This is a genomic window from Nitrosovibrio sp. Nv6 (genome assembly GCF_900110495.1).
In the GTDB taxonomy this organism is placed as follows: Bacteria; Pseudomonadota; Gammaproteobacteria; order Burkholderiales; family Nitrosomonadaceae; genus Nitrosospira.
This window is the reverse complement of sequence record NZ_FODX01000005.1, coordinates 185,297-212,284: the sequence shown is the minus strand read 5'-3', so window position 1 is coordinate 212,284 and position 26,988 is coordinate 185,297. Positions and strand designations below refer to the sequence as shown.

Annotated in this window: 18 protein-coding genes, 1 other RNA gene and 1 riboswitch; of the genes, 9 read left to right on the top strand and 10 right to left on the bottom strand. The window is 53.2% G+C overall.

Annotated elements, in window-relative coordinates; translation table 11 throughout:
• Positions 1-142: 142 nt before the first annotated feature.
• Together BMX66_RS11855 and BMX66_RS11850 are read right to left on the bottom strand one after the other, a co-directional pair.
• Positions 143-940: a sulfite exporter TauE/SafE family protein gene (locus BMX66_RS11855; RefSeq protein WP_090882420.1), complete on the bottom strand. Its 798-nt coding sequence runs from the start codon at positions 938-940 to the stop codon at positions 143-145.
• A gap of 78 nt (positions 941-1,018) precedes the next feature.
• Positions 1,019-1,474, bottom strand: coding sequence for an EVE domain-containing protein (locus BMX66_RS11850; protein WP_090882418.1), 456 nt, complete (start codon positions 1,472-1,474; stop codon positions 1,019-1,021).
• A 535-nt stretch (positions 1,475-2,009) separates the two neighbouring features.
• Between BMX66_RS11850 and BMX66_RS11845 the strand changes: the two genes are divergently transcribed.
• From BMX66_RS11845 to BMX66_RS11835, 3 genes are all read left to right on the top strand, one after another.
• Entirely contained in the window at positions 2,010-3,035 is a 1,026-nt protein-coding gene (locus BMX66_RS11845; protein ID WP_090882416.1) for a DUF6607 family protein, read from the top strand.
• Between the two features lie 584 nt (positions 3,036-3,619).
• On the top strand, positions 3,620-5,197 hold the full coding sequence (locus BMX66_RS11840; RefSeq protein WP_090882414.1) for a peroxidase family protein: 1,578 nt from the start codon (positions 3,620-3,622) through the stop codon (positions 5,195-5,197).
• A gap of 87 nt (positions 5,198-5,284) precedes the next feature.
• Positions 5,285-6,622: a CapA family protein gene (locus BMX66_RS11835; protein ID WP_255398935.1), complete on the top strand. Its 1,338-nt coding sequence runs from the start codon at positions 5,285-5,287 to the stop codon at positions 6,620-6,622.
• A gap of 159 nt (positions 6,623-6,781) precedes the next feature.
• Here the strand turns inward: BMX66_RS11835 and BMX66_RS11830 are convergent, their stop codons facing one another.
• From BMX66_RS11830 to BMX66_RS11815, 4 genes are all read right to left on the bottom strand, one after another.
• On the bottom strand, positions 6,782-8,260 hold the full coding sequence (locus tag BMX66_RS11830) for an amidohydrolase family protein (RefSeq protein ID WP_090882462.1): 1,479 nt from the start codon (positions 8,258-8,260) through the stop codon (positions 6,782-6,784).
• A gap of 427 nt (positions 8,261-8,687) precedes the next feature.
• A non-coding RNA gene (ssrS, locus tag BMX66_RS11825) (6S RNA) lies at positions 8,688-8,867 on the bottom strand.
• Positions 8,868-8,953: 86 nt separating this feature from the next.
• Positions 8,954-9,262 (bottom strand): cell division protein ZapA, encoded by a 309-nt coding sequence (locus tag BMX66_RS11820; RefSeq protein ID WP_090882412.1) that lies wholly within the window; start codon positions 9,260-9,262, stop codon positions 8,954-8,956.
• A complete protein-coding gene (locus BMX66_RS11815) occupies positions 9,259-9,459 on the bottom strand; it encodes a hypothetical protein (protein WP_090882411.1) in 201 nt (66 codons plus the stop codon). Before BMX66_RS11815 ends, BMX66_RS11820 begins: the two co-directional genes overlap by 4 nt.
• A gap of 178 nt (positions 9,460-9,637) precedes the next feature.
• Positions 9,638-9,884: riboswitch (cobalamin riboswitch) on the top strand.
• 110 nt (positions 9,885-9,994) lie between these two features.
• Here BMX66_RS11815 and BMX66_RS11810 point away from each other — a divergent pair.
• Together BMX66_RS11810 and BMX66_RS11805 are read left to right on the top strand one after the other, a co-directional pair.
• Positions 9,995-12,058, top strand: coding sequence for a TonB-dependent receptor (locus BMX66_RS11810; protein WP_158593417.1), 2,064 nt, complete (start codon positions 9,995-9,997; stop codon positions 12,056-12,058).
• Between the two features lie 140 nt (positions 12,059-12,198).
• Entirely contained in the window at positions 12,199-14,049 is a 1,851-nt protein-coding gene (locus tag BMX66_RS11805) for an ABC transporter transmembrane domain-containing protein (protein WP_090882407.1), read from the top strand.
• A gap of 36 nt (positions 14,050-14,085) precedes the next feature.
• Here BMX66_RS11805 and BMX66_RS11800 read toward each other — a convergent pair whose 3' ends face one another.
• Entirely contained in the window at positions 14,086-16,077 is a 1,992-nt protein-coding gene (locus tag BMX66_RS11800) for a polysaccharide biosynthesis protein (RefSeq protein WP_090882405.1), read from the bottom strand.
• A gap of 1 nt (position 16,078) precedes the next feature.
• The gene (locus BMX66_RS11795) at positions 16,079-17,059 is read right to left on the bottom strand and encodes an MraY family glycosyltransferase (RefSeq protein WP_255398934.1); all 981 of its coding nucleotides are present in this window, start codon (positions 17,057-17,059) and stop codon (positions 16,079-16,081) included.
• A 334-nt stretch (positions 17,060-17,393) separates the two neighbouring features.
• Between BMX66_RS11795 and BMX66_RS11785 the strand changes: the two genes are divergently transcribed.
• The 3 genes from BMX66_RS11785 to BMX66_RS11775 all read left to right on the top strand — a co-directional run bounded on the left by BMX66_RS11785 (position 17,394) and on the right by BMX66_RS11775 (position 22,893).
• Positions 17,394-18,629 carry a dicarboxylate/amino acid:cation symporter gene (locus tag BMX66_RS11785; protein WP_090882460.1) on the top strand — a complete coding sequence of 412 codons (1,236 nt, stop codon included), beginning with the start codon at positions 17,394-17,396 and terminating at the stop codon, positions 18,627-18,629.
• A 254-nt stretch (positions 18,630-18,883) separates the two neighbouring features.
• Positions 18,884-20,110 (top strand): sialidase family protein, encoded by a 1,227-nt coding sequence (locus BMX66_RS11780; protein ID WP_090882400.1) that lies wholly within the window; start codon positions 18,884-18,886, stop codon positions 20,108-20,110.
• A 146-nt stretch (positions 20,111-20,256) separates the two neighbouring features.
• Complete coding sequence (locus BMX66_RS11775; protein ID WP_090882398.1) at positions 20,257-22,893, top strand: TonB-dependent receptor; 2,637 nt, start codon at positions 20,257-20,259, stop codon at positions 22,891-22,893.
• Between the two features lie 102 nt (positions 22,894-22,995).
• Here BMX66_RS11775 and serB read toward each other — a convergent pair whose 3' ends face one another.
• Positions 22,996-23,826 (bottom strand): phosphoserine phosphatase SerB, encoded by an 831-nt coding sequence (gene serB, locus BMX66_RS11770; protein ID WP_090882396.1) that lies wholly within the window; start codon positions 23,824-23,826, stop codon positions 22,996-22,998.
• A gap of 487 nt (positions 23,827-24,313) precedes the next feature.
• On the opposite strand from serB, the gene BMX66_RS11765 reads away from it, so the two are divergent.
• The gene (locus BMX66_RS11765; RefSeq protein WP_255398933.1) at positions 24,314-25,222 is read left to right on the top strand and encodes an SH3 domain-containing protein; all 909 of its coding nucleotides are present in this window, start codon (positions 24,314-24,316) and stop codon (positions 25,220-25,222) included.
• Positions 25,223-25,286: 64 nt separating this feature from the next.
• Here the strand turns inward: BMX66_RS11765 and BMX66_RS11760 are convergent, their stop codons facing one another.
• Positions 25,287-26,924 (bottom strand): sensor domain-containing diguanylate cyclase, encoded by a 1,638-nt coding sequence (locus tag BMX66_RS11760; RefSeq protein WP_090882456.1) that lies wholly within the window; start codon positions 26,922-26,924, stop codon positions 25,287-25,289.
• Positions 26,925-26,988 lie beyond the last annotated feature (64 nt).

The following is a 26,988-nucleotide window of genomic DNA, read 5'->3' as shown; positions in this document are numbered from 1 at the left end:
TCCTCAAATGCGAGTGAACTGTCCTGGTCCGGATCAAGCTCTTTTTCATTCTCGGATTGCTGATTACCCGTCCGGCTGATGTATTCCATGACGACACGTGCGGTGGGCGACGGGTGACGAGGCATCCATCTATTTGTGCGCCCTAAAAAAGCCCGATCAGCATCCTTGTTCCCAGCAAATAAAGCAGCACCACAAAAATTTTCCTGAGTGTGGCGGTCTGCATGATATGCGTGGTTTTCGCACCCAGGGGTGCTGTCAGCATACTGGCCAGCACGGTCCATCCCAACGCGGGTAGATAAATATATCCCAGGCTGTATTCCGGCAGCGGTTGGGATTGTGCCATGCCATTGACGATATAGCCAATCGCGCCGGCTACAGCAATAGGGAAGCCTACCGCGGCGGAGGTGCCAATCGCATGCTGCAGCCTGACGTTGCAGATAGAAAGAAACGGTACCGTCAGCAATCCGCCTCCAATCGCGACAAAACTGGAAACCATGCCGATTACGCTGCCTGCACCGAGCATCCCGAATCTACCGGGAAGCTTACGGCTGGGTTTTGGATTTATTCCAAGCAGCATTTGGGTGGCAGCGGAATAAATGAATGCGACAAAAATGATACTGAGAACGTGGCTGGACAGCATGCTTACCAGCGTCGCCCCCCCCAGTGTGCCCAGGATGATTCCTGGAGTAATATACTTCACGACCTGCCAGTTCACCGCACCGTGAGCATGATGAGCGCGTAGACTGGAAGCGGCCGTGAATATGATTGCAGCCATGGTGGTGCCCAGGGCAAGGTGCAGGATGCGGTCTGGAGGGAAATGCTGGGCGCCGAAAATAAAGGTGAGCACCGGAACCATCATTAGCCCACCGCCGATACCCAGCAGCCCGGCGAAGAAGCCGACAATCGTACCCAACAACAGATAAGCGGGCCACCACTCCACTTCAAGCTTTGCCGTAATGCTGTGGTTGGAGCAGTTCGCGCCAGCTACCTGATAGGGAAGCTCGCCGCAAAGGCGGCATTACAGGATTTTCATGATGAAATTCCATTCCGCCGGATCTATCGGTGTGATGGACAGGCGATTTCCCTTTTGTAGAATGCGCAGAGTGGCAAGTTCGGGGTAGTCTCGCAATTCCTTGATGCCAACCAGTCGGGTTTTTTTGACAAACCGCACATCCACATTGAACCAGCGCGGATTCTGTGATGTGGCTTTGGGATCGAAATACTTGCTGCTGGCGTCGAACTGGGTAGCATCGGGGTATGCAAGCTTGCTAACCTCTGCAAGCCCCGCGATTCCCGGCTGAGCGCAGCTGGAATGATAGAAAAAAACCTTGTCGCCGACGCCCATCTGGTCGCGCATGAAATTACGCGCCTGATAATTGCGTACGCCATACCACGCCACAGTTTGTTGAGGCATCGCCGCGAGGTCATCAATGCTTACATCGGACGGTTCCGATTTCATCAGCCAGTAACGCATGTATTATCTATCCATAAATAACAATCGACACTTTTTTATCCAGGCAACATACCTGAATAGTATAACGGAACGGCTACCAGGGACTAGCAGTCTGTCGGACTTAAAGGAAAGTCCGACAGACTGCCAGGGGTGCTATTGCTATTTACATGGTAAATAATAATCATTATTATCGGATAAGTCATCTTGGGGAGTTTCCGGCCGGCGACCCAGCTATTCGGGAATGAAAATGATAGAGTGATAGAGCGCAAAGCAGGCACCTTGCGCATATACATGAGAAATACCGCACTGTCATTTTATAAAGAGAAGATGCTCTCACTGGACAAGCAGCACATGTACCCCCTCAGCATCTCTAGCCAGACAGTCTGGTCAATCCGGCATTTATCGGCCAGATGTTTAAGGCAATTAAGCAATGATGGAAAATAAAGTATGGGTCAGCGGGTGCGGCGACAAACGAAGATAAGAATACAAGATGTGCAGCTTTCAGGCCCTCCCATTTTTTGATCACGCAAGACTCGTTTACACACGGAGATACTTAATGAAACATTCGTTTGCGATCGCAACGTGGTTACTCATCCTGCCCCTTCTCACCGCATGCGCTGGCAAAACGTACCTCGCAAAACCTGCTGCACCGGCTTATCCCACGGTTGAACGCCCCGTTGTTGGCTGTGCCGCCGGCGAACGTGCGTTCGACTGCGATCGCCGTGCTATTCTTTCAATGCTGGGTGAGTATCAGGTCGAATTCAGGTTTGACGAGACGGTAGTGCTAAAACCGGGCTACGAACGCAAGCAGCCCAAGCGCAGCATTGGCTTCGAAGCCGTTGTGCTGGTTGAGGATACAGGCAAGAAAATCTCTTTGCAGCACATTCTCGTGATGGGCGATAACGTAACCAAGCACTGGCGTCAGGATTGGATATACGAGATGCCGAGGCACTGGACTTATGTTGGCAATCAGCGCTTCGAGCAGCGGGAACGGGACGCTGCCGCCATACCTGGTACGTGGACGCAATTAGTCTACGAAGTAAACGACGCACCGCGATATTCCGGCAGCGGTAAATGGAATCACAGGTACGGAATACCGACCTGGACCTCGGAGCGCAGCTGGCGGCCGCTGCCCCGGCGCGAATACACCAAGCGCGCCGACTATCAGCTGATCAATAGCGAGAACCGTCACACAATCGCGCCGCAGGGTTGGACGCACGAGCAGGACAATACCAAGGTAATGCGGGCTGAAGATGGAAAAGACGTGGTATTGGTCCGCGAGTTCGGGTTCAATGAGTACCGGCGTATCGGAGGTTACGACTTTGGGCCCGCGCAGGCCTATTGGAAGTCGACATCAGAGTTCTGGGCAGCGGCACGTGCGCGCTGGAATAACGAGTTCGCCACTCACGGATCGGTAACGCTGCCTATGTCCTCGAGTGAAGAGGGCTTTAACAAGGCAGTGTTGGAACTTGCAGACGAATACAGGAAAGATCCGCGGCTGGATGTATACCGAAACAAGCTTGACGATATCTTTCGTAAATTCGTCAACGTTACTACTTCCGAACCGGGCAAAAAGCGCTGAACACCCGCTCGATCACGGCCGCCGGTTTGTATCAATGAATCGGCGAGTGACTGCAGCGTCTAAGCTCCTTACAAATCCGAAAAATCGCATTGAATCGGCGTGTGCTGCGCACTGACTGAATTCTCGCGGACCGCTCGAACCGGTGGTCAAAGTACTCGAGCTTGCCAACCTCGGCAATAACGGCCAACTCCCGGGCCGTGCACAGCTCGAATGATAAAGATTCCATCGACGATACTCATCTGATCGCGCATGAGAGCTGCGCGCCTGATAATTGCGCGCGCCCTATCGCACGATAGCCTGGTGGGGCACTTCAACGTTCATCCCAATGCCTACCCGGAAGATATCCGATTTCATACCAGTACGCATATTTTGCCGATCATTACTATACTGAGACTGCGGCGACGGTGCGGAAGGTGAATGTGGACTCCGGAGTTCCACCAAAATGGAGCTGGGTCGCTGAACCACAGCAAAGAGTTTATTCCCGGGGTCGCAGATAAAGAGACACGATTTCAATCCGTTGCGTGCGGAAGATACTATGCAAGCTTTTCAAAATCCTGAGTGTATGCCTGTTGGACGGAGGAACGATGATAACTGATAAGTTGATGAATCGCCTTCTCAGACTCGCCTTGGGTATCGCGGAAAACTGGCCGTGGCTAAACACGAAATTAAATGAATGGATCACCAACAGGACCGTGAATGTCTGCCGCCACAGACCCCATCCCTGGAGCACCGTCCACGACTATACTTCATGGATTTCTCTTACAGATCAGCGGTGGAGCGCGCGTCATCTTCCTGCGAAGAAGACCCCGAATCTGCCATCATCCGGAGACTTGCTTGGGCTTTTCAAACAGCAGAATGGAGAACAGCGTCTTTCCGATAAATCAACATTGCTGTTTCCGACTTTTGCCCAGTATCTGACTGACGGTTTTATCCGCACACGCATGCCCGAGGCAAATGAGCCGGAGGAGGTGCGTCTGCAAAATACCTCCAACCATCAGATTGACATGTGCCCACTCTATGGGCGGTTGCAAAAACAAACGGACGTCCTTCGGCTTAAAAGCGAAGTTGGGGGAAAACGCGGCCGTTTGAAATCGCAATTTATCGAAGAGGAAGAGTTTTCGCCTTTCCTCTTTGATAAGGACAGGATAAAGGAGGAATTCGCCGACCTCGATAAACCACTCGGCCTGAAGAGTGCTCTGGAGAGGGCGCCCAATCCGGAAGAGTTACGTGCTCGAATTTTTGCCCTTGGAGGAGATCGAACGAATGCCGTTCCGCAAGTTGCCATGTTGAATACGCTGTTTTTGCGAGAGCATAATAGGCTCGCGGGCGAGATTGAACAGAGTCATCCTGATTGGAATGATGAGCGTATTTTTCAGACTGCAAGAAATACGGTGATTGTGTTGTTCATCAAGATTGTGGTGGAGGAATATATCAGTCATATCTCCCCCCTGTTTCGATATCACGTCGATCCATCAGTTGCCTGGGACGCGCCATGGAACAAGCCCAACTGGATTACAACGGAATTCAGCTTGTTGTATCGCTGGCATTCCCTAGTCCCGAATCGGATCACGTGGAATGGCAAAGACTACCTTCTGGGAGCGACCTCCATGAACAATCGGCTCTTGATCGATGGAGGGTTGCGACGGGCATTCACGGATATGAGTAGCCAGCGAGCCGCGCGGCTTGGTCCGTTCAACACTGCCGAGTTTTTATGGGAAATCGAAACTCGCGCTATCGACCAGGGCCGTCTGGCTGACTTGGCTCCCTACACTGATTACCGTGATTACGTGTCCCTATCCCGGCCCCGGGATTTCTCCGACATTTCCGAGGACTCCCGAGTGGTTGATTTTCTCAGGAAAACATACCAGCGCGTGGAGGACATTGATTTCTACGTTGGTTTGTTTGCGGAAGACCTTGTGGAAGATTCGCCCTTGCCGCCATTGATGCTTCGAATGGTAGCAGTGGATGCTTTTTCTCAAGCCTTGACGAATCCCTTGCTTTCCAAACATGTGTATAACGAAGACACGTTTTCCATAACAGGGTGGAAAGCAATTCACAGTACTGGATCGCTGCAGGATATTCTGGACAGAAATGCCGGTTTTGACCCCCTCGCCGATTTATTTATCGGCATGACCTTACCGGGTTGGAAACCTGCTGGCTGAGCTAAATGCGAGGGCTCGGTAACTCTGGCGTTAATTTCCCCACGGGGAGAAGGTCTCTACCATTCTCGGTAATCATTTGGATAAAGCTTGAAGTCCTACCGTTTTGTCGTCATGAAGCCTCCTGATAACGTCAAACATATGCGCCATCAACTGGAACGGCGCGGATTCATCGTTTCTGCGGTTGCCACAGGATTTGCGATGGCGCTTCGCCCGACTTGCGCGCAAACGATGACTCATAGTTCGGGTGTCAGCTTTGCCGCAACCGAGACCAGCGCGAGGAACGAGGAACAAGACTCTGTGAGATCGCAGCAGGAATCCGGCGTTGTCAGTTTATTTCTATGTGGCGATGTTATGACGGGCAGGGGCATTGATCAGATTTTGCCCCATTCCGGCAACCCCGTCCTTTTCGAGGGCTACATGAAAAGCGCCATCGGCTATGTGGACCTTGCCGAAGAGGCAAATGGCCCCATACCAGAGCCGGTGGAATTTTCCTATATCTGGGGGGATGCGCTTGTCGAGCTGGACCGAAGAAAGCCCGATCTACGTATCATCAATCTGGAAACCGCGGTTACTCGAAGTAATGACGTAGAAGACAAGGCAGTCAATTACCGAATGCATCCGGATAATACTCCTTGTATCACCGCGGCGAAAATCGATTGTTGCACCTTGGCGAACAACCATGTTCTGGATTGGGGGTACTCCGGTCTTGCGGAAACATTGGAGACACTGAAGCAGGCAAATATAAAAATTGCAGGAGCAGGGCGCAATATTCAAGAGGCCCAGGCCCCTGCCGTGATGACTGTTTCAAGAAAAGGGCGGGTGCTGGTTTTTTCATTTGGTTCGGAAACAAGCGGAATCCCCTGGAGGTGGGCAGCAACGTCGAACAGACCGGGGGTAAACCTGTTACCGGATTTATCCGCCAAAACGATCCGGGATATCGGTAATAGCGTTGGGCAAGTGAAACTGCGGGATGACATTGCGGTTGCTTCAATCCACTGGGGCAGCAACTGGGGTTACCAGGTTCCGCGCGCTGAACGGGAATTCGCCCATCGATTGATCGATGAAGCGGATGTCGATATTGTTCATGGCCATTCTTCCCACCATGTGAAAGGGATCGAGGTTTATAAAGGAAAACTGATTCTTTACGGCTGTGGCGATTTCCTGAACGACTATGAAGGGATTTCAGGGCATGAGGCTTATCGGGGTGATCTGGCTCTGATGTATTTCGTAAGTACGGACCCTTCAAGCGGTAATCTGATCAGTCTGGAGATGGTACCCATGCAGATTAAACACCTCAGGCTGTCTCGCGCATCTGACGAGGATGCTCGCTGGTTGAAGAATATTCTGAAAAGGGAAGGTGAGAAGCTCGGTACTACGGTGGAACTCGGTGCTGATAACACTTTAATGCTGCGCTGGGCGGTATGAATTCATCAAAAAACGTCCCGCAATAAGTCGCACAGGTGCAACCGCTGGAAGAAGCGGCAAGACTATCGTTCTGCTGGGCTATTTCTGAGAAAGCAGGAGCAGGAATCCAACGTTCTCAAAACCATGGATTCCCACTTTCGCGGAACATTTCTTAACGGCTCAGGGCTGTCCCGCCCCTGGTAGATTCAGAAACTCGCGCCGCGTCTTTGGTCCATAGGTGAGGAAATGCGGTTCGGGGTGTTCGAGATAGCCAAGCCGTTCCTGGGCGATACCGTCGCGCCTGAGGTATTTCTGTACCTCGTCCGGGCTGATCGCATATACCTTGGCGGCGTTGAGTCCAAAAATCTTGGCTCGGATCCGTGGGGTAATTTCCGGATAGCCATGTCTGTCGCGCAAGTCCTGGGCAATCTGGAACACGCGAAAAGCCTGGATCTGATCCTGCGGGGAGCCATACCAGATAGAGTCCGTTCCCCAGAGTACGTTGTTCTCGCCACAGTACTTCAGAAGTTTTCCCAATGCATGAGCAGCGGCCTCTGGTTCGCGCATCAGGTAGCGCCACGTGCTGCCGAGCTCGGCGTAAACGTTACTATTTGGCGCGACGTCGTTCTCGATGAGCGAGCGGATCAGCGTATCGATGCCATCGTCCGCACCCCTGCCCTCGAAAGCGCGTTCAGGGACCCCGGTGACAAAGCCCGAATGATAGACCAGAAACGCGACGTCGGGAAAGCGCTTGGCGACGACACCGATATCAGTACATTTGCTGTGTTCGTAGGATTGTTTACCGAACGGCAGGCCCTTGTGCACACAGATGATATTGACGCCGAGTTCGCGCGCCTTTTCAATGAAGCGCGTGCCGATCTCATCCGATAGAAAATAGCCCTTGCCTTGAGGCCCGAACTGCGTGTAAGTCTTCCACGCGGATACGCCCCAGCGCTCCTTCAACTCATCCATCGAATCCAAGTCTGCCGCCTGGTTGGGATTGACCCGTCCATGCAGCAGCAGCCGATGCATGCCCTCCATCCGATCGACGATCTTGCGCACCGCGTCTGCGGTCTGGATGGTGAGTGGCTCGGCATCCGGCCGTGAGGGGACGAAGGAGAGCACCATCATATCGGTATCCGAATCGAGGAACACATCTTTTATAAACTCGTCGGGGCCAAGGCAGCGCAGATAGCTGTACGCCCCAGGCTCGGACGCGAGCGCGCAGCCGGTCTTGGGCATCTGGCTCAATGGTTTCACGCCAGGGGCAAGCTTCTGCAGCCACGCCCCGTTCGGATCCACGAAGTGCCCCTGCACGTCGAAGATAAATTCATCGCCGCCAATCCGCGCCTGGGCGAGCGCGGGCTCCAGCGCGGCTTCGTTGGGTAGATTGAAGAATCCTCCCACCTTGCCTGCTGCGGCGTTCGCGACATTGAAAGCGAGAAGCGTCGAGGCCGCACCGCAGGCGGAGACGAGAAAGTCTCTCCGGGAAACAGCCAAGCGCTTCGCGTTCTTGTCGGCCGCCTCATGGGCAAGTCGGTTCGCTGCGCAATTCACAGGCGATAGCGGCACCGGCTCAAACTCTCCGTTTGATGTCGTGTCGAGCTTGATCGGGAGGCGGTTGCCGTCAGGATCTATGCGGGATTTGGATGGGATCATGTTAGGCATGCCTTTCAAAACGGAGAAGTAAACGCAGCGCGCAGGGGAAAATTCGCAGGACAAGCATGTGCATTATCGTAATTTCAGTTTCGGCTCGCCGCGATTTACCAGATTTAGCCTTAAATTGACGTTTCCCTTGATACGGCATTTCAACCTGTCGATAGAAGTTATAGACATGGGACTCAATCAACAGATTAGTACATGAAAATGGATTTGGCAAAGAGCGTGAATTTACCCCAGCAGGTTGGGGTGTGGCGGAAGCCGCGCGGATGTGAAGATCGACCTGTGCCAGGGGCAGGTGGTGTGGCTGACTCAATGATGCATAGTTCAGTCACAAATTAAAAGCGCAGATTTTTTAGCCGCTCCTGGTTGGGTGGCTGAGAGGCAACAAAAAAAGCGGCATAACCGCTTTTTTTGTATTCCAAATAAAGTCCCCGCAAATGCCGTCAGACCATTTATCTTGAACCTTAAGGTCCAAGGCGGTCACTTACCGGATGCATCAGGCGCTTCCGCGTAGGACGCGCACAACAGCATCGCTCTGGTTTGCAACCAATTCTCAAAAAGTTGGTTCAAAGAATATAGGTCTTAACAAACACCGCAGGGAACAACCTTAGTCCACTGCCGCGTGTAACTAGAGTAACGCGTAAATGTGAAAACTGTTCGAGCCGATCTTGAAAATTTCGTGATGCCGGATCAAAACAGCTTATCTTGTTCTGGCATCACCGCATCAAGCGCTGCCTGCATGCAATCGATTCTACGCTTAAATTCTTCCATGTCAAAGCCCCCCCTGTTTCTCGCCGTGAGCAATTCATGAGTGATATTGAGCGCTGCCATAATAGCAACGCGTTCGGAGCCGGCTACCTTGCCGCTGTCCCTGATATCGCGCATTTTCTTGTCGAGATATGCCACTGCCTGCAGTAACTCCTCGCGCTCTTCGTCAGGACAGGCGACGCGGAATTCGCGTCCCATGATGATGACATCAATAGTTTGCGGAGTCTTCATTCTTCGCTTTCGGGAATTTGCAACAGAATGGCCTCAAGCCGGGAAGTCGCAGTGCTTATTTTTTCCGTCAGATGTCTATTTTCACTGACAACACCGGCCAGTTGCTGGCGTAGCTCGATATTCTCCGATCGCAGTTGCTGGCACAAACGTACGAACTGATTAATTTTCTCTTCGAGAGAGTTTAGTTCCGATTCCATCAGGGCACTATAGTTTGGAAATCCTTGTTGAGTCAACTGGTAACGCGATTTTTCAAATGTAGTTTCAAGAAATTCGCCGCGTTCCGCCGTGTTTATTCACATAGCGACACATTCGGTATTCCGAGGGTGAAGCATTCACACAAAGGTTTCAGCGCTCTGACACCAATGATTCTGGTAGAATGCGCGCCACGTTTGAGGTGCTTCGACCGCTTTGCGCGGTCGAGTTAAACGGGAACCAGGTAGGGCATTGCTGAACAATCCTCTGCAGGGAGGACTTGTTCCGCAGTTTCTTATGCCTGGGCTGCCCCCGCAACGGTAAGCAGGTGTGGGCGTATCGACAGGCCACTGTGAATTCTCCAGTTCATGGGAAGGCGATACGTCAAATCCTGCAAGCCCGGATACCGGCCTTGAATCTATACGGAACATATCGCGTGGGGCGACATCCTGATCGATATCTTTTCGCTCAAAAAGTCCTCCGCGGTATTTCCTTGTTTATCACATGGGAATTTTTGGTTCCCAAACACAAGCTGATACCGTGAGCCTATTCCGCAAACTTGTCTTGTCATTTCTTGCTGTTCCTGCGCCTTCATGGGCCGTTAGCATCGATGATTCGCCGAAAAGTCAGCTCGAAGAGGTTGTTGTTACCGCGACACGCTTTAATCAGCGTGTGGAGAAACTGCCGATAGGGGTTTCCATTATCAGCGCGGAGCAGATCAAGAACAGCGCCGCATCAACTTTGCCGGAGTTAATACAACAGCTGGCCGGAGTACATACCCGCAACGTCGATGGCAGCCCCGATCCACAGATCGATATCCGAGGATTCGGCATTACCGGCAACCAGAACACGCTGGTTTTGCTTGACGGCCAACGGATGAACGAAAATGAACTGGTGGGTATTCGCTGGTCGACGGTTCCTCTTGATTCCATCGAACGCATCGAGGTGCTGCGAAGTAGCGGGGCGGTAACCTATGGAGCTGGCGCCACAGGGGGCGTAATCAATATAGTGACGCGAGCCGCCAGCCCTGGCCGCGTGTCTGGCACCGGTGGGCTTTCGTTTGGCAGCTATGGCGGAACGGAAGTCAATGGGACATTAAACGCGGCAGGCAAGAATCTTGCGCTGGCACTCACCGGGAATGCGCTGCAAACAGATAATTATCGCCTCAACAATTCGCTTCATCAAATGAATGTGCAAGGAGATCTGCGTTATCAGTTCGCCAATGGCAGGGCATTGCTGAAGTTTGGCCTGGATGACCAAAAATTGGAATTACCAGCTACGCGCACGGAAGCACAACTGACAGCGGACCGGAAAGGGACCTCCACACCACGAGATTTCACCACCCGCGAGGGAGCATTTGTAACCCTCAGGGGAGAACGCACCACTGGATTTGGCGATCTTGCCGCAGACCTGTCTTTTCGCGACAACCATCGTACAGCTTTATTCGACGACTATAGTATTGATGCCTTCAATTCCAAAACATTCGTCAATTCACGGTCCAACGTATGGTTGTTCAATCCACGGATGAAGCTGCCATTTCAGGCTTTCGGAATCACCCATGAACTGGTGCTGGGCGCAAATCTGGAATGGTGGGATTATAATGCCAAACGCTTTACCGGAATGGAAACTGTACCGGGCCCGGCATCAGCCAACGTGTTGCAGACCGATGTGGTGGCAACGCAGCAGAATCGTGCGATTTACCTGCAGCATTCCGCTACCTTGCCCAAGGGCACGGTCGTCACACTGGGAGGACGGCTGCAATGGGTGGACAACAGAGCGACCGACCGTTTCAATTCAGCAGCCCATGCCCGCGATCGGCAGAGCCGCACTGTATATGCCTATGATGCCGGGGTGCGCCAGCCCCTGGGATCCGCTTTTTCATTCTATGGCAAATTTGGCCGAAGCTTCCGAATAGCCACGGTAGATGAAAACTACAATCAATTCGGCGGGCCTGCGTTCGATTCGATAGTCAGGATACTTGAGCCCCAAACCGCGCATACCGGCGAAATCGGCCTGGATTATCAGAAAGGATCGGTACGCGGACGCGCGGCGCTTTACCGGATCAATCTCAACAACGAGATCGGCTTCATGAATGTAGACCCATTCCGGTTCTTTGCCAATACGAATCTTCCTCCTACCCGGCGGCAGGGTGCCGAAATCGAAGGCTCCTGGGCTGTTACGAATAAAATCGATATATTTGGCAACTATACATACACCGAGGCGCGTTTTCGTGAAGGAAACTTTGGCGGCGTAGATATTTCGGGGAATATCATTCCATTGGTGCCGCGCCACAGCGCTGCGGCCGGTGGTACGTTTCGCCTTGCACCTGAAACGCGCATCGCGGCAATGATGAATTATGTGGGCGAACAGGTATTTGATAACGATCAGGCCAATACTGCCACACGTCGCATGCCGGATTACGTCACCGTGGATCTCAAGGTTACTCATCAGATAAGGAAGTTGCTGTTGAGCATGGCGGTAAATAATTTATTTGATGAAAAGTACTTTTCATATGCAATCCGCAACGCGGCAGGCACGAGCTTTAACGCACTGCCGGCTCGGGAGCGCAATGTCTGGTTTACCATGAAATACCAGTTCAATTGAGGTAACAGAGATTTACAGGTAATAACTTCGCCATCCACACCTTATCGCGCACGGTGGCAGGTGACATAATACGGCTTTCCCCGAAATTATCGGAAATAAGCCCCCTTTCCTCCGAACCTGCTTGCGCGGCCATACAAAACATGCGAATCATCACCAGCCGCCAGTTATGCCTGCGCCTGATGAGATATATCGCGCCCTATTGGGACGCGCTCATACTTGCACTGATCTGCATGATGGCGATGGCGGCAACGGTGCCAATGCTGGTTGCATTGGTGCAGCCAATGCTGGATGGCGCTATTGCCGCCAAGAATCTGGAATTGATGCGACTGATTCTGCTGGGGACTGTTGGCCTGTTTGCCGTGCGCGGTGTAGCGGGCCAGATCGGCACCTATGCGATCACTTGGGTAGGCGACAAAATGACCGTGGATTTGCGGACAGAAATGTTCGACAAGCTATTGATATTGCCTTCCTGCTATTACGCCGGCCACCCCAGCGGCGGTCTCGTTTCCACCGTCACATCGGGGGCCAGTCAAGTCACTCGCGCTTTCACCGACTTCGTCACCGTGATGGTCAAGGACTCCTTTACTGTTCTGGGACTGCTGGGATGGATGCTCTATCTCAACTGGGAATTGTCACTGCTGATGTTATTGATGGCGTCAGTGATTCTGCTGATCATGCGGATAGTCACGGAGCGCCTGCATGGCATGGGCCTGGAAGTGGGACAAACAACTGAGGGTTTCACCCGCGCGGTACAGGACTCCGTCGAGAACCACCTGGTGGTCAAGCTGCACGGCGGTAAGAAGTATGAACATCAACGCATGAGGGAGCAAGCGGAGGTGGTGTCCCGCTTTGTGATGAAACGGATGGCCATGGCGTCTCTCTGTGTTCCACTGGCGCAGATCGCGACAGCGGTTGCGCTGGCGGTCATCATCTATGTCTCCGGTCAGCAGGCGTTTGCCGATGAGATGACGGCAGGCGGTTTTGCCTCTCTCACCGCAGCCATGCTGATGCTGATTGTGCCGGTAACGCGAATTGGCGGCGTGAGGCAAGTTCTGCAATCCGGGCTGATAGCCGCAGAAAGCGTGTTTTCGCTGCTGGACCAGGTGGCTGAACCGGATAACGGGACGATAATCATTGAGCGTGCACAAGGGGAATTGAGATTCGAGCAGGTCAGTTTTTGTCAGGATTGGGAAAAGAACATTCACGCTGACCTCGAAGTCAGCTCCAAAGCCAACACCGAAGCTAGCCCCAAAGTTAGCCCCAAAGCGAATAGCGGTTTCTGCGGCGAAGCCTGCCTGGTGTTGCGGGATATCACTTTGACCATACAGCCATACGAGATGGTGGCGCTGGTGGGATTTAGGGATAGCACCGCGGCTCTTGCAAATATGGTGCCGCGTTTCGTGAACCCGACGTCGGGAAAAATTCTACTGGATGGTCATGATCTGAAGAGCTTCAAGTTGGCTAGCCTGCGCGCCAATGTTTCGCTGATATCCGCTGAGACAACGCTTTTCAGTGATACGATAGCGGCCAACATCGCTTATGGTGCTACGTGCCGCGCAACAGAAGCGAATATCACCGCTGCTGCACACGCAGCTCATGCATCCGAATTCATCCGGGAAATGCCGGAGGGATTGCAAACGCTGGTAGGAGAGCAAGGCGTACAACTTACGAACGGACAACGGCTGCGTATCGTCATTGCTCGGGTATTGCTGAAAAATTCACCTATCCTGGTCCTGGATGAGGCATTCGGGGCGATAGATTACGAGTCTGTCCACCATGTGAAGGCCGCACTGGACGCAGTCATGCAAGGACGCACAACGCTTGTTATCGCGAACAGTTCATCTACCCTGGAAAAAGCAGATCGCGTCGTCCTGCTGGACAAAGGCCGGATCATTGAAATCGGCAGTCACCAGGAGTTGTTTGCAAGAGGGGGCGCTTACGCCAGGCTTGCCCGGACTTGCCTGAACCAGAACTATCCCCGTGGAGAATAGCTCAGCGCTATCCACAACATGGAGGAGCCGTGGAACTCAATGCGTCGATTCCCGGTTCGAATATTCCGGTACCCATCTTGCCAAATCCTGTTTTACTTCCTCATCGCCTAGTACAGGGTGCTCGCTGAGCCAGGCCAACAGTTCCGCCAGCCATTTCCTGTCGATCGGACGGGCCTGGGCAATGCGTAATTTAGGGTGAGGTGTGGGTAAAGTGCTTTCATCATCCGCCAATAATTCTTCGTAGAGTTTCTCCCCGGGACGCAATCCGTTGTAGACAATTTGAATATCATCCTCGCTCAGACCCGAGAGACGGATCAGATCTCTCGCAAGGTCGGCTATTTTCACCGGCTCACCCATATCCAGCACAAAAATTTCTCCGGCGCCGTTTTTTCCTCCCATCAAACCCGCCTGCAGAACGAGTTGCGCAGCTTCAGGTATTGACATGAAATAGCGCGTGATTTCGGAATGAGTGACAGTAATCGGGCCACCCTTTTCGATCTGCTCGCGGAATTTGGGAATTACGCTGCCGGCGCTGCCCAGCACGTTGCCGAAGCGAACCATGACAAAACCTGGCCGCTGCGTGCGGCAACTCAAATCGTCCAAATCGCCCAAATCGTCCAAATCGTCCACACCGTCCACATCGTCCGTTTCCCGGCAAGGAATCGCTTGCTGTAGCGACTGGCACACCATCTCCGCCAGCCGCTTGCTTGCTCCCATGACATTTGTAGGATTTACTGCTTTATCGGTCGATATCAATACAAATTTCTCCACGCCATGCGCAATAGCGGTATGCGCCAGAGCGTAAGTTCCCAAGACATTGTTCAGTACGGCTTGCCAGGCGTTTTCGTGCTCCATGAGCGGCACATGCTTGTAAGCGGCGGCATGAAATACGACTGCCGGCTGATATTTCGAGAACACTTGAGTCAAACGGGCATGATCTTTGACATCTCCTATCGTAAATGACATCGGAATATCTGGAAATTTGATCTGAAATTCCTGTTCGACGCTGTAGAGCGCAAATTCGTTTAATTCGAACAGCACCAGCCGTCCCGGTCCGAATTTGACAATCTGGCGGCATAATTCGGACCCGATTGAACCGCCAGCCCCGGTAACCAGCACAGTTTTTCCTGTCAGCAGGTCATGCAAGCCTTCGTTATCCAGTACCACGGGATCTCGGCCCAACAGATCCTCCGGCTCAACGGTGCGGATTTGTGACACCGTGATTTTGCCGCTGATCAAGTCGTCATAAGAGGGAATGGTCAAGGCCTTTACCCCAGCGGCTGCGCACATCTGCAGCGCTCGCCGGCGGTCACGGAGAAGGCGATCTGGCCGCCGGCGGTCGAGTTGAGAGCGGTAGGCTTTCCGGCGGTCGGTCGCGGAAGAGGTCATGGCAATAATGGCATGGGCAACGCCAGTTTCTTTTGCTATAACGGGCAATTCGTTGATTTTGCCCAATACTTTAAACCCATGGAGCATCAGACCAGTTTTTGCTGGGTCATCATCCAGTAATCCCACCACCTGCCATTGCACGCTGCGCGCCAGCTCTTTCACCAGCCCGACTGCGGCGTCACCCGCGCCGAGCACCAGGACGAGATTGCGTTCCGGCTTTTTTTGTCCATAGAGTCGATGTTCTTTCCATAAACGATAAGCAAGACGGCTGCCACCCATGATAAACAGCAGCAGGATGGGGCCCAGCAGCAAAACGGTTCTCGGGACACCTGAGTGTATTTGCAACATGAATAATGCCAGCGGCACGGCAGCGGCCGATGCCAGTACCGCAAACAGGATGCGTCGTAAATCGGGCAAGCTCGCATAGTGCCAAAGTCCGCGATACAGGCCGAACCATAAAAACGCAGCCGCATGCAGCGTAACCGCCCATGGCAGAATTTCTTTCAATGACCCCAGGTACAATGGCGGTATTTCGAAATTGAAGCGAAACGAATAAGCGAGCCACCACGCAATGACTGCGGCGGCCAGATCATGAACGAACGCGATTACCGCGCGTATGTTGGGTTTATATACAGGCATGCTATGGATTTCCGGAATAGCGCCCCCAATAACGGTCAAAGACCCGCATCATAAGTAAATAAATTCCACCCCATGCGATACCGGCTCCAAGCTGAACTGCAGTATGCTGCCGCATTGCCCATATTGCGCTGGTGCTCGCGGCCAGCATGAGAAGATAACCGAGCAGCGCCGTATTGCGATGGCCAAAACCGCTTTGCACCATGCGCTGGTAGTAATGCTCGCGATGCGCCTGCCACACTTTCTCCCCGCGCAGGCCGCGTCGTGCGAGGGTAACAGAGGCATCGGCAATAAACGGGGAAAAAACGAGTAGCGGCAGCCACAGCGGCCAACAGCCATTTGTCCAGCCCATCACGCCCATTATTGCAGCCAGGAATCCCAGCGGGATTGCACCCGCATCTCCCATGAAAATACGTGCAGGATGAAAGTTGAACAACAGGAAAGCAGCGGCGGCCGCGGCGACGCAGAAACTCATAAGGGCAAACGGCTCATTCCCGGCTAACCATGCAGTTACCCCATAGCAACTGAAACCAATCAGAGTCATGCCGCCCGCCAACCCGTCTGAACCGTCCATGAAGTTATAAAGATTGAGCATCCAGGTAATCGCGATCGTGGCCACGGTCAGGACTATCCAGCCATGGGTATCGGATAGCATCGTTACCGAGAACCACACGGCGACCGCTCCATGGAGCAGTAATCTGGCCCAGACAGGCAATCCGAAAATATCATCGGCAAATGATATTGCTACCAATAGGGTAACGCTTATCCATATAAACAATGGCAACGCTTCGGGGAGAAATGCCCATGAGGCGAGTATTGCCACCATCAAACCCAACCCGCCGGTTCGAGGAACAGCTTTGCTATGAAGGGAACGAGGATTGGGATGGTCCAGCACCTTGAGGACATTGCCCTTGATCAGATACCAGATCAAGCCGAGGGCTACCGTAAACGCAATGAACGGTGCTATGACAATTGAAAGCGGCATGCCGGCATTCATGATAACGGATTATAACTGCTGAGAATACCACGTTGCCGGGAGCATCAGGATGATTGCAAATGAGGGGTGCTGGCAAAGCAGCGCTCATAGCCGAACTGGCGGGGAAATATTCCGAATTTGCTTTTTGGCAACCTGAGCCTCGCTTCAGGCTTGCTTTCAGCCGGCTTTTCATCATTGAGAAATCTGGTATTGTTGCTCACAAACAAATGTTGGCTCTTCCCTTTGTCGGCGCTTCCTTTCACTTGTGGTCCATGACGTTATTGAGAAGAAGCGTTTTCTCCACAGTTTCGCTCAGAAAATAATATTTCATAAAAATCCGACAATGAAAAAAACGTCACTTAATGCGCAAATTCTGTGGGGTGTGCTGGCGGGTCTTTTACTGGGCCTGGGCTTGTCCCTGCTCGAAAAAGAATCAGCAGTCGTCCAGGGTGGACTATATATCGCTGAGCTCGTTGGAACGTTGTTTATTGACTTGTTGAAAATGGTGCTGATTCCGCTGGTATTTACCTCCATTGCGGTGGGAGTTGCAAATTTACGCGCACACCGGCAGATGCACAAGGTCTGGAAAGCAACATTGGGCTTCTTTATATTTTCCATGGCGATGGCGATCATGCTGGGGCTGACCGCTGCTAACCTTGTCCGTCCGGGCGAAGGATTGCAGTTCGCCATGTTTCAGGATGCCATGCAGGACTTTCGAGCGGCTGAAATGCCAATGTCAGAGTTCTTTTCGCATTTACTCCATTCGCTGTTTCAGAATCCGATAACAGCGCTCGCGCAAGGTGACGTGCTTGCAGTGGTGGTTTTCGCGTTGCTGCTCGGAATTGCCCTGGTAGTAGGCGGGGAGCGATATGCCAATATTCTCATTCTGTTACAGGAGTTCCTGGAGCTGATGCTGATGCTGGTGGGCTGGATCATGCGGCTCGCCCCATTAGGCATCATGGCGTTGCTGATGAAACTGGTTGCGACGCAGGATCCGGCCTTGCTCACGACACTGATCGAATTTATCGCCGTGGTAGTGGGAACGACGCTGCTGCATGGGGTAGTGGTACTCCCACTGATCCTTTATCTGGTCACCGGCATGACGCCCCTCAAATTCTGGCGCGGCGCGCGCGAGGCCCTGATAACGGCTTTCGCCACCAGTTCCAGTTCCGCCACGTTGCCGGTCACCTTGCGGTGTGTCGAGCAGCACCTGCATGTCAAACGCGATATTGCCGGCTTTGTCCTGCCGCTGGGTGCGACGCTTAACATGGACGGCACGGCGTTGTATGAGGCCGTTGCCGCCCTTTTTATTGCCAATCTGGCTGGCATAGAGCTCAACCTCATGCAGCAGATAATCGTGTTTTTAACCGCCATGCTCGCTGCGATGGGCGCACCTGGCATCCCCAGCGCCGGCATGGTGACGATGGTACTGGTGCTTCAATCGGTGGGCTTGCCTGCAGAAGGCATTGCCATCCTGCTGCCCGTCGACCGCTTGCTGGATACATTCCGCACCGCAGTCAATGTCGAGGGCGATATGGTAGGCAGCCTCGTGGTACAGAGGTGGGTGGGTAAGAAATGAGGGCGGCGCCCATTCCTGTACAAATAATTCAACGGCATATCCGGCGAGTCACTGATATCGGGCTTAATAAAAGTCAACCTGGAAAAGGGCGTATCTGGAAACGAGACGACTGAAAATTCGCCTGGTTAAATACCACGTCATAGTTGCCACCGCTGGATTCGAGACAATGTAACAGGCAAGGTGCGACAATTTGTCACATTCCCAGGCCTCTCCAAATGGATTATCCTCGCCGGATATTATGATGGGAGAGGGAGATGCTTCGGATTCTTCGTATTGCAACCGTGTTGCTGGTGAGTTTTTCGGCCGCCGTGCTCGCGGGTCAGCCGGATTCAGTCAAAGAAGAAGCAGATCACTCAATGTCCCACTCGTCCCAGGCTTCCCGGGCTCCAAAGTCGACGTTGGCGGTGGGAGCAACGCTGGATGCGAACGGGCGGTTATGGTTGGCAAGAGTTGAGGATCAGCGACTGCTGGTTTCGCGGTCGGAAGACGATGGAAGAAGTTTTTCGAAGCCGGTAGTGGTCACATCCGAACCGGAAAACATATCATCCGATGGGGAGAGCCGCCCGAAAATCGCCGTTGCGCGCGACGGCACCGTGCTGCTGACCTGGACACAATCACTGCCGCAGAAGTATGCCGGCAACATTCGTTTCGCGCGCTCCACAGACTCGGGCCGGACCTTTTCCGAACCCATTACCCTGAACGACGACGGCCGGCTCACCAGTCACCGTTTCGATTCGCTGGCAATCGACGGCGAGGGCAGGGTAGCAGTCGCCTGGCTGGACGCACGCGACCGGGATGCGGCAAAGGAAAGAGGCGAAGCGTTTTCGGGCGTGTCTTTATTTACCACGCAGTCCTTCGATAATGGTGCGAGTTTCGGCCGGAACCGCAGCTTTAAAGAGCATACCTGCGAATGTTGCCGGACGGCGCTCACTTGGACAAAGGAGGGGCCGGTCGTCTTGTGGCGGAATATTTTTGATACCAACACCAGGGATTTCGCCATTGCGAATCTGGACAAGGGTGGAGTGAGACGTGCAACGCGCGATGAATGGCACGTTAATGCATGTCCGCATAATGGGGGAAGCATCGCGGCTGACCGCTGGGGCAAGTTGCATCTGGTGTGGTTTACCAATGGTACGGCTCGTCAGGGACTGTTCTATAAGAGTATTGATGGCGATTGGGAATCGCAGCCGTTGGCCGTCGGCGATCCTGCAGCCCAGGCAAATCATGCTTCTGTTGTTGCAGCGGACAAGATCGTTCTCCTTACCTGGCGGGAATTTGATGGGCAGTTCTATTCGGTACAGATGATGTACTCGACTGATGGCGGGGAGTCCTGGAACGAACCCGCGCGTTTGATGACGTCCGCCGGCGCGACAGATTATCCCGTGCCGCTGATCGACCATGAAAAGATATTGATAGTCTGGAATACGGCAAAAGAAGGTTTGCGCACTCTACCGATCGAACGGGTGACAGCCAGACGCTGACGCGTACTTGAGCGTAGCCGACCCGTTGCTCTGCGATAAATTGCCGGTTGATCTATCGGTATTTTAAATGCCTGTGAGGGTAGGGCATCTGGTTGAGTCGTCCAGTCGTCTATGGATAGGAACGAGCGAGGATACCGAATAATAATATGAAACCGATCTCACTCGTACTTGCGGCTTCGCTGTGCACGTCATCAGCCATGGCGGCAGACCCGGGAGAGCCGATAAAATCTCTGCTGGAAAAGACCATTACGGACCCCTTGGGACGGCGCTCGCTCACCGAAACATTCCTATCTACAGGTTACATCGAAGGGTTAACCATCCAGCCGGACACCGCTACCCCGTTATTGACTCGAAGTATGATTCAATTGAGTCAGGTAACGCCAAATACGGTTCCTTTGCCGGCTCCACGTCCGGCGAACGAGAAAGTGCCGAGTGAAGCTATCGACAAGGACAAGGATAAGAGCGCGGATAAAGACGAGGATAAGCCAGTACCAGAAAAAGCAAAGGAAACCGTATTCAAGGAAATGGTTATCACTAGCGAGCCCGAACGCGACTCGCATTACACATCGCCTTCCGCCCGCGTGACCCGGACACAGATCGAGCGGCAAAATGCACAAACCACGGAAGAGGTACTGAAGTATATGCCTAGTCTGCAGATTCGCCAGCGTTATGTGGGTGATCCCAATGGCGTGCTTGGCATTCGAGGTGCAGATATGTTTTCGACCGCCCGCAATATGGTTTACGCCGATGGTCTGCCCCTGCACAATTTTCTGCAGGCATCCTACAATGGTGCGCCACGCTGGTCGCTGGTCGGTCCCAATGAAATCGATTCTGTCGATGTCGTCTATGGGCCATTCTCGGCGGAATACAGCGGCAACTCTATCGGCGGCGTTGTCAACATAAAGACGCGCATGCCCGTCAAGCAGGAATTCTACGTCGAAAGCAGCGTGTTTGTTCAGCCTTTCAAGATTTATGGACCGGACAAGGGAACATTCATCGGCGATCGGCAATATGTATCCTACGGCAACCGGATCCAGGACAAATTCTCGATATTCCTGGCATACAACCGGCTGGAAGCGCAGGGCCATCCCCAATCCTATTTCATCGATAACACGGGATTGCACGATGTTGCGGGTGGAACTCCCGTGCGCGGGGGCGTGCGGACCCTGGATACCCGTGGCACCCCCAGTCTCATTTATGGCGATACCGGCCCTGAAAAAGTCAACACGCATCTGTTCAAGGGTAAACTGGGGTACGACATCAATCCGGATCTTCAGGCTATTTTTACGGTAGCTTACGAAGACCGCACGCGCAATCAGAACCGCCCCCGCAACTATGTACGGGACGCTGCGACCGGAGATCTATTCTGGGGAGGAAGCGCCCCAACCTGCAACTCCGTTGCCACCTGTGCGGAGCCGGGTAATGCGTCACTGGACGGCACCCGGTTCGATGTTGTCCAACGCGGTTTCGGAGGCACCCGGGACAAGCGCGAGACGCTGAATCTGGGGCTGCAGCTTCGGGGCGCGCTGACCCCCGTCTGGAATATAGATACGACCATCAGCCATTTTGATGTTCTGAAAGATACCCGTGCCTCAGCTTTTTTCAATTCAGGCGATCCTTCAAATACCGGTGAGGGACAGATTCAGGATTTCAGGAAATTCAGCTGGCTGAATTATGATCTAAAGCTGAGTGCGCCGATCCTGCTTGGTAACGACAAATTATCGTTTCTGGCTGGATATCATTTCGATCAATACAATCTGAGTTTTCGGCAATATGATCTGATCGATTACGCTACGCTCACCCGCGGAGCGCTGCAAGCCAATCGAAACAACGATGGCCAGACTTCGACTCATGCCATCTTTGCACAATCCGCGTTTCGTTTCCTGCCGGGCTGGGATGTTACCGCAGGCGTGCGTCAGGAGTGGTGGGCGGCAACAAACGGCGTTGTCGGGAGCGTGGCCGTGCCGGATCGCTCTCTGGGGGAAACTTCGCCCAAAGTGTCAGTGGGCTACGAGCCCGGGCGGTGGAAATACCGCTACTCCTTCGGCCGGGCTCATCGCTTTCCGGTAATCGCCGAACTTTATCAGTCGCTGAGTTCGCCAACCAGCGTGGTCACGGCCAACGCGCTACTCAAACCCGAGAACGGCGTGCATCACAACTTCATGATCGAATATGGGCTGCCGAAGGGCTATATTCGAATGAACGCTTTTCGCGACGATATCAAGGACGCCATCCAGCAAGTAAGAACGGCCTCAGGCATACTCACAACGAGCGCCTTTCAGAATATAGGCGAGATCAGCACGACCGGCGTGGAACTGATCTACGATCAGCGGCGTATCCTGGGTTCGAAAGTCGACTTCAGTTTCAATGGCACCTGGATGAATGCGAAGGTCGAAAAAGGTCCAATCATTAACTTCACCGAGTCGACCGGAACGCCCGCCGACTTCAATCTTACGGGCAAGCAGCGGATTCGTCTACCTCACTGGCGAGCTAATTTCTTTGCCACCTATAATGCCACGGAAGCCTGGAACATCTCGTTCTCGGGCCGTTACACCAGCGATTCATTCAACGATATCGATAATAAGGATCATGTGAACAACGTGTTTGGCGCCCAGAGCGATTTCTTTTTCATGGATTTCAAAACCAGCTACCGGTTCAAGTTGCAAAACGGCCTGAAAAGCCGGGTCTCGTTTGGCATTACCAACCTGAACAATGAAAAGGCGTTTGTCTTTCATCCCTATCCGCAACGCACCTATCTTGTTGAAGCCGCGTTCAGCTATTAGCCGGGATAGGCCCGGATATCCCGGCACCTTCCGAAGCTATGTAATTTGGATGAATGCCAATTCAAATCAAGACGAGGTCCAGGGATTCGGTGACGGCAGCGATTAGCCAAATAGGTTTAACACCCCGTCCAGGCCGACATGATTAATCGCATAGGTAGCGTTCTCCTGCACGATGGGTTTGGCGTGGTAGGCAATGCTGACCCCGGCTTCCTCGAGCATTTTGAGATCGTTGGCGCCATCGCCAATAGCGATTACCTGTTCCCGTTTCAGTCCCAGTTCCTCGCGCACTTTTTTTAACACCTCCGCTTTTCCGCTGGAACCTATTATTTCCCCCAGCACTTTTCCGGTAAGCTTGCCATTCGCAACTTCGAACGTGTTGGCCGCTGCATAATCCAAATTCAGTTTTTTCTTGATTCTATCCGTGAAAAAGGTGAAACCGCCGGAAATAACCATTGTTTTGAGGCCGGCCGACTTCATCCGTTGCAGCATATGTTCTGCGCCCGGGCTCAATCGAACCCGCTCATCGTATACACGCTGTAGCGCATCCTCATCCAGGCCTTGCAGCAGCGCCGTACGCTGCCTTAGACTTTCCGCGAAGACAATTTCGCCGCGCATCGTTCTTTGGGTGATTTCCGCCACCTGGGGTTTTACACCCTGCATGTCGGCTATTTCGTCGATGGACTCGATCGCAAGCAGGGTGGAATCCATATCCATTGCCACCAGACCAAAATCTGCCAGCTGTGCCGTTTGCTCGACGAAAGCGAAATCCAGATCCGCGTCGGCGCAGTATTCGGGGACCTCATCCCGCCGGCTTGCATTTTTCAGCCTGAAGGCCTGACCTGTTATTCGTTCGATTTCGTTAGCGCCTGCAAGCTTCGCCAACTCTCGTAAATCCCTGTTCTCGATCTCCAGTCCTTGTATGATGAGGTTCATGTAACGTTTTCCAATTTATTGTTAAGAATGCTTCCAGGCCGGGTAAGAGACGACTGAGGACAACCGGATCAGCAGATATGCCCTTTCCGCTTGCCAGGGAGCAGATAGAGCATTTGCTCTTACCTCTTACGTCTGTCTATCTATATGGTCGGTTCCTCCGGTTTACCACCAGTAATTGCGGAGGCGGACCAATTTATGTGTAAAACCGCTATTTTTGAGACAACCCCGCATTTTGCCAGTAATTGTCATTAACTTCCATACCGAACTGCCGGCGCTGTTCGGGGTCGCGATCCGGATCCGAGCTGATTCTGAAGAATTCATCTATCTGGGAATACCGGAATATACTCACCCTCGGCATTTCGCACGCAGACAGAGCGAGATAGAAGCGCTAGCTACTCCCCGACTGAAGTAACCGCTGAATCGCACGCAAGAATATAATGTGCATTACATAAACCTGGACTGCGGGCATAATAGGCACTCTAATAGCATGGATATCAGGATCGGAGATAACGAGGTAATGGGACCATTGAAGCAATCGAGTAAGCTCTACAGTCCGTCCAAGGTTCAGCGGGAGCAAATGCTGGGGTGGCTGGTTCTGGTGCTCCTGGGTTTGAATATGATGGGATGCAATATTCTTCCGAAAACTCATCAATTGGAAGCCGAGAATGAGGACTCAATGTCGGAGTCCCGCTCGAAGGGGCAACCCGAAATTGAATATGCAAAGCTGCTGACTGAAAAAGAGGCGCAGCAACACGAAATAGAACGCTTGCAGAAGTTGTTGGCGGAGAAGGAAGCCTATATCCGAAGTCAGGAGGCTCGGCAGCAGGATCAGGCGAAGGCGCTGCAGGAAAGCAACAATCAGGCCGCCCACGCCAAGGTGAAACTTCGGCGGTTGGCCACCCGCCCTGCTGCTGCCTCGACTATTGCGGAGGTTGAAATGGTTATGGGAAACTTGAAGTCTTCCCCAATCACAGGCTCCGAGCAGGTATTGCATACCCAGGCACAGCTCCTGCTGAGTGCGGCGGCGACGGCGTATGGGCAGGATAATTATGCTGCTGCCATGGACTACGCCGCGCAGGCTCGCGAGTTTATCGACATGGTAAGGAATAATCGCACCCGCAAGGCTTCGGACCCGCAGCAGGTGACTGTTTCATTCCAGGTCCCGATCCCGCTGCGAGCCAAAGCCAACAGCAATCTTCGCCAGAAGCCAGGTCTACGCGCCGGAGTGCTCGGGATGCTGAAAAAAGGTTCGACGGTGATCGCCGAGGCCTACAGGGGCGACTGGCTGCAAATCATCACCGCTGACGGACGATCGGGGTGGGTTTTCAATTCACTGGTGGAAGCGCAGGCGGCAAGTCATGGACACGGTGGGCAAGCCATGGGAACAGCCGAATAGTTTTCCGGGTTTTCCGATTCTTATTACAAAAGTCCTCTCACCAGAAGGATTTCCCGATGGTCGCTCACGGAGCGCGATATGCTTGATTGCGGCCGGCTCGTTTCGCTTCGTAGAGTGCATCGTCAGCGCGAGTGAAAACCGCCGTTGGCGTTATATCGTCGGACTGGCACTGCACGACGCCGATACTCACCGTTACCGTGATTGTTGAATCGCTCACACTGTAGCGCATGTTTTCTATCTGGGAGCGGATGCGCTCCGCGGTGTTCAATGCCAGCTCCGCTGAGGTTTCGACCAGAATAATAATAAATTCGTCGCCGCCATACCGCGCCGCATAGTCAATACTTCGAATAGACTGAAGAAGTATACGGGCGACAGCAGCCAGAATCTCATCGCCGACCACATGGCCGTAGGTGTCGTTGAGTGTCTTGAAGTGATCGATATCCAGCATTAGCAATGCAAATTGCCGCTGGGTGCGTTTAAACCGCGCGAGCTCATCGTTCAAAATTGCATCAAGTTTGCTGCGATTGTGCAGGCCAGTAAGGCTATCGGTGATGGAAAGCGTTTCCAGCACCTGATTTTGTTGTTGCATGGCTTCATTGGCGGCCATGATGTCCGCGTGGCTCCGGCGCAGCCTGTCCGCCATCTGGTCAAATACCTGGGTAAGATGACCAAGTTCATCGTGCCGCGTTGCGGAGAGGCGTACCTCAAGATCGCCACTGGCGATGCGGTCCGCGGCACGGATCAGCCGTTGCAAAGGCACAACAATCGAACGGCCCATCTGGAAGGCCACTGCTGTCATTACCAGAACCAGTGCGCTCACCAGCGCCAGGAACATATTGCGCAGTTCTATCCACGTTCCATAAACTGCCGCATGATCACGTTCCGCCAATATCGTGATGCCTAGTTCCGTGGATACATCGGCCAATCCGATGACTTCTTGATGAGTCAGACCATCAAAGGCAAGAGACTTGCCCGGTTGGGCGAGCAGACGCTGCAGCGAGGATGCATCCAGTTGCATCAACTCGTCTGCATCAGCGTGGCTACTGACAAGAGTCCTGCCTTCCGGATCGAGCAGAAGCACTTCGCCCGGCGGCGATTTTGCTGCACTTTTCAGATCGGGTTGCAGGGTGCGCAGATCCAGGACGGCCACTAACGCACCCATTAAAATGTTGTCGTATGACAATACCGGAATCGCAATGCTGACTGTCGCGGTGGCGTATTGCTTGTTCCAGTGGGCCGGCACGACCACAAGGCCTTCCGTGAGAGAGCTCTGCGGCCAATCATCTGGAAGTGTCACGATAGCCGGGGTTTCCGCACTACTCGCCACGACTTGCCCCGCCGCATTCACAATCGTGAGTTCCAGTATTGTGTCAAGTTTTTCCTGTACTGACCGCAGATAGTGTGCCAGGGCTCGCGGATCTTTGCCGGACTCGTCCGTTCCCCGCGGCTCAACCGCCGATAGCCCATCTATGACTGCACTGGAAGTGGACGTTACGTGGACCTCGTGCACACGCTTATCGATCCAGAGTTCCATTTCCCGGTTCGCATAACTTGTCAGCGCACGAAGCTCAAGGGTTACATTATCGCTGATCTGCGCTTCATTCTGGCGGAACGATAGCAGCCCCAGCCCCAGCGACGGAATGAGCGTGGCCGTGATGGCGAACACAACGATTTTGCTTTTAATACTCTTTAACCACGCCATCAGGATAGATTTTCCGGGACTAAAAGGTGGATTAACGGACAAATCACGGCCGAATTCAGGATGA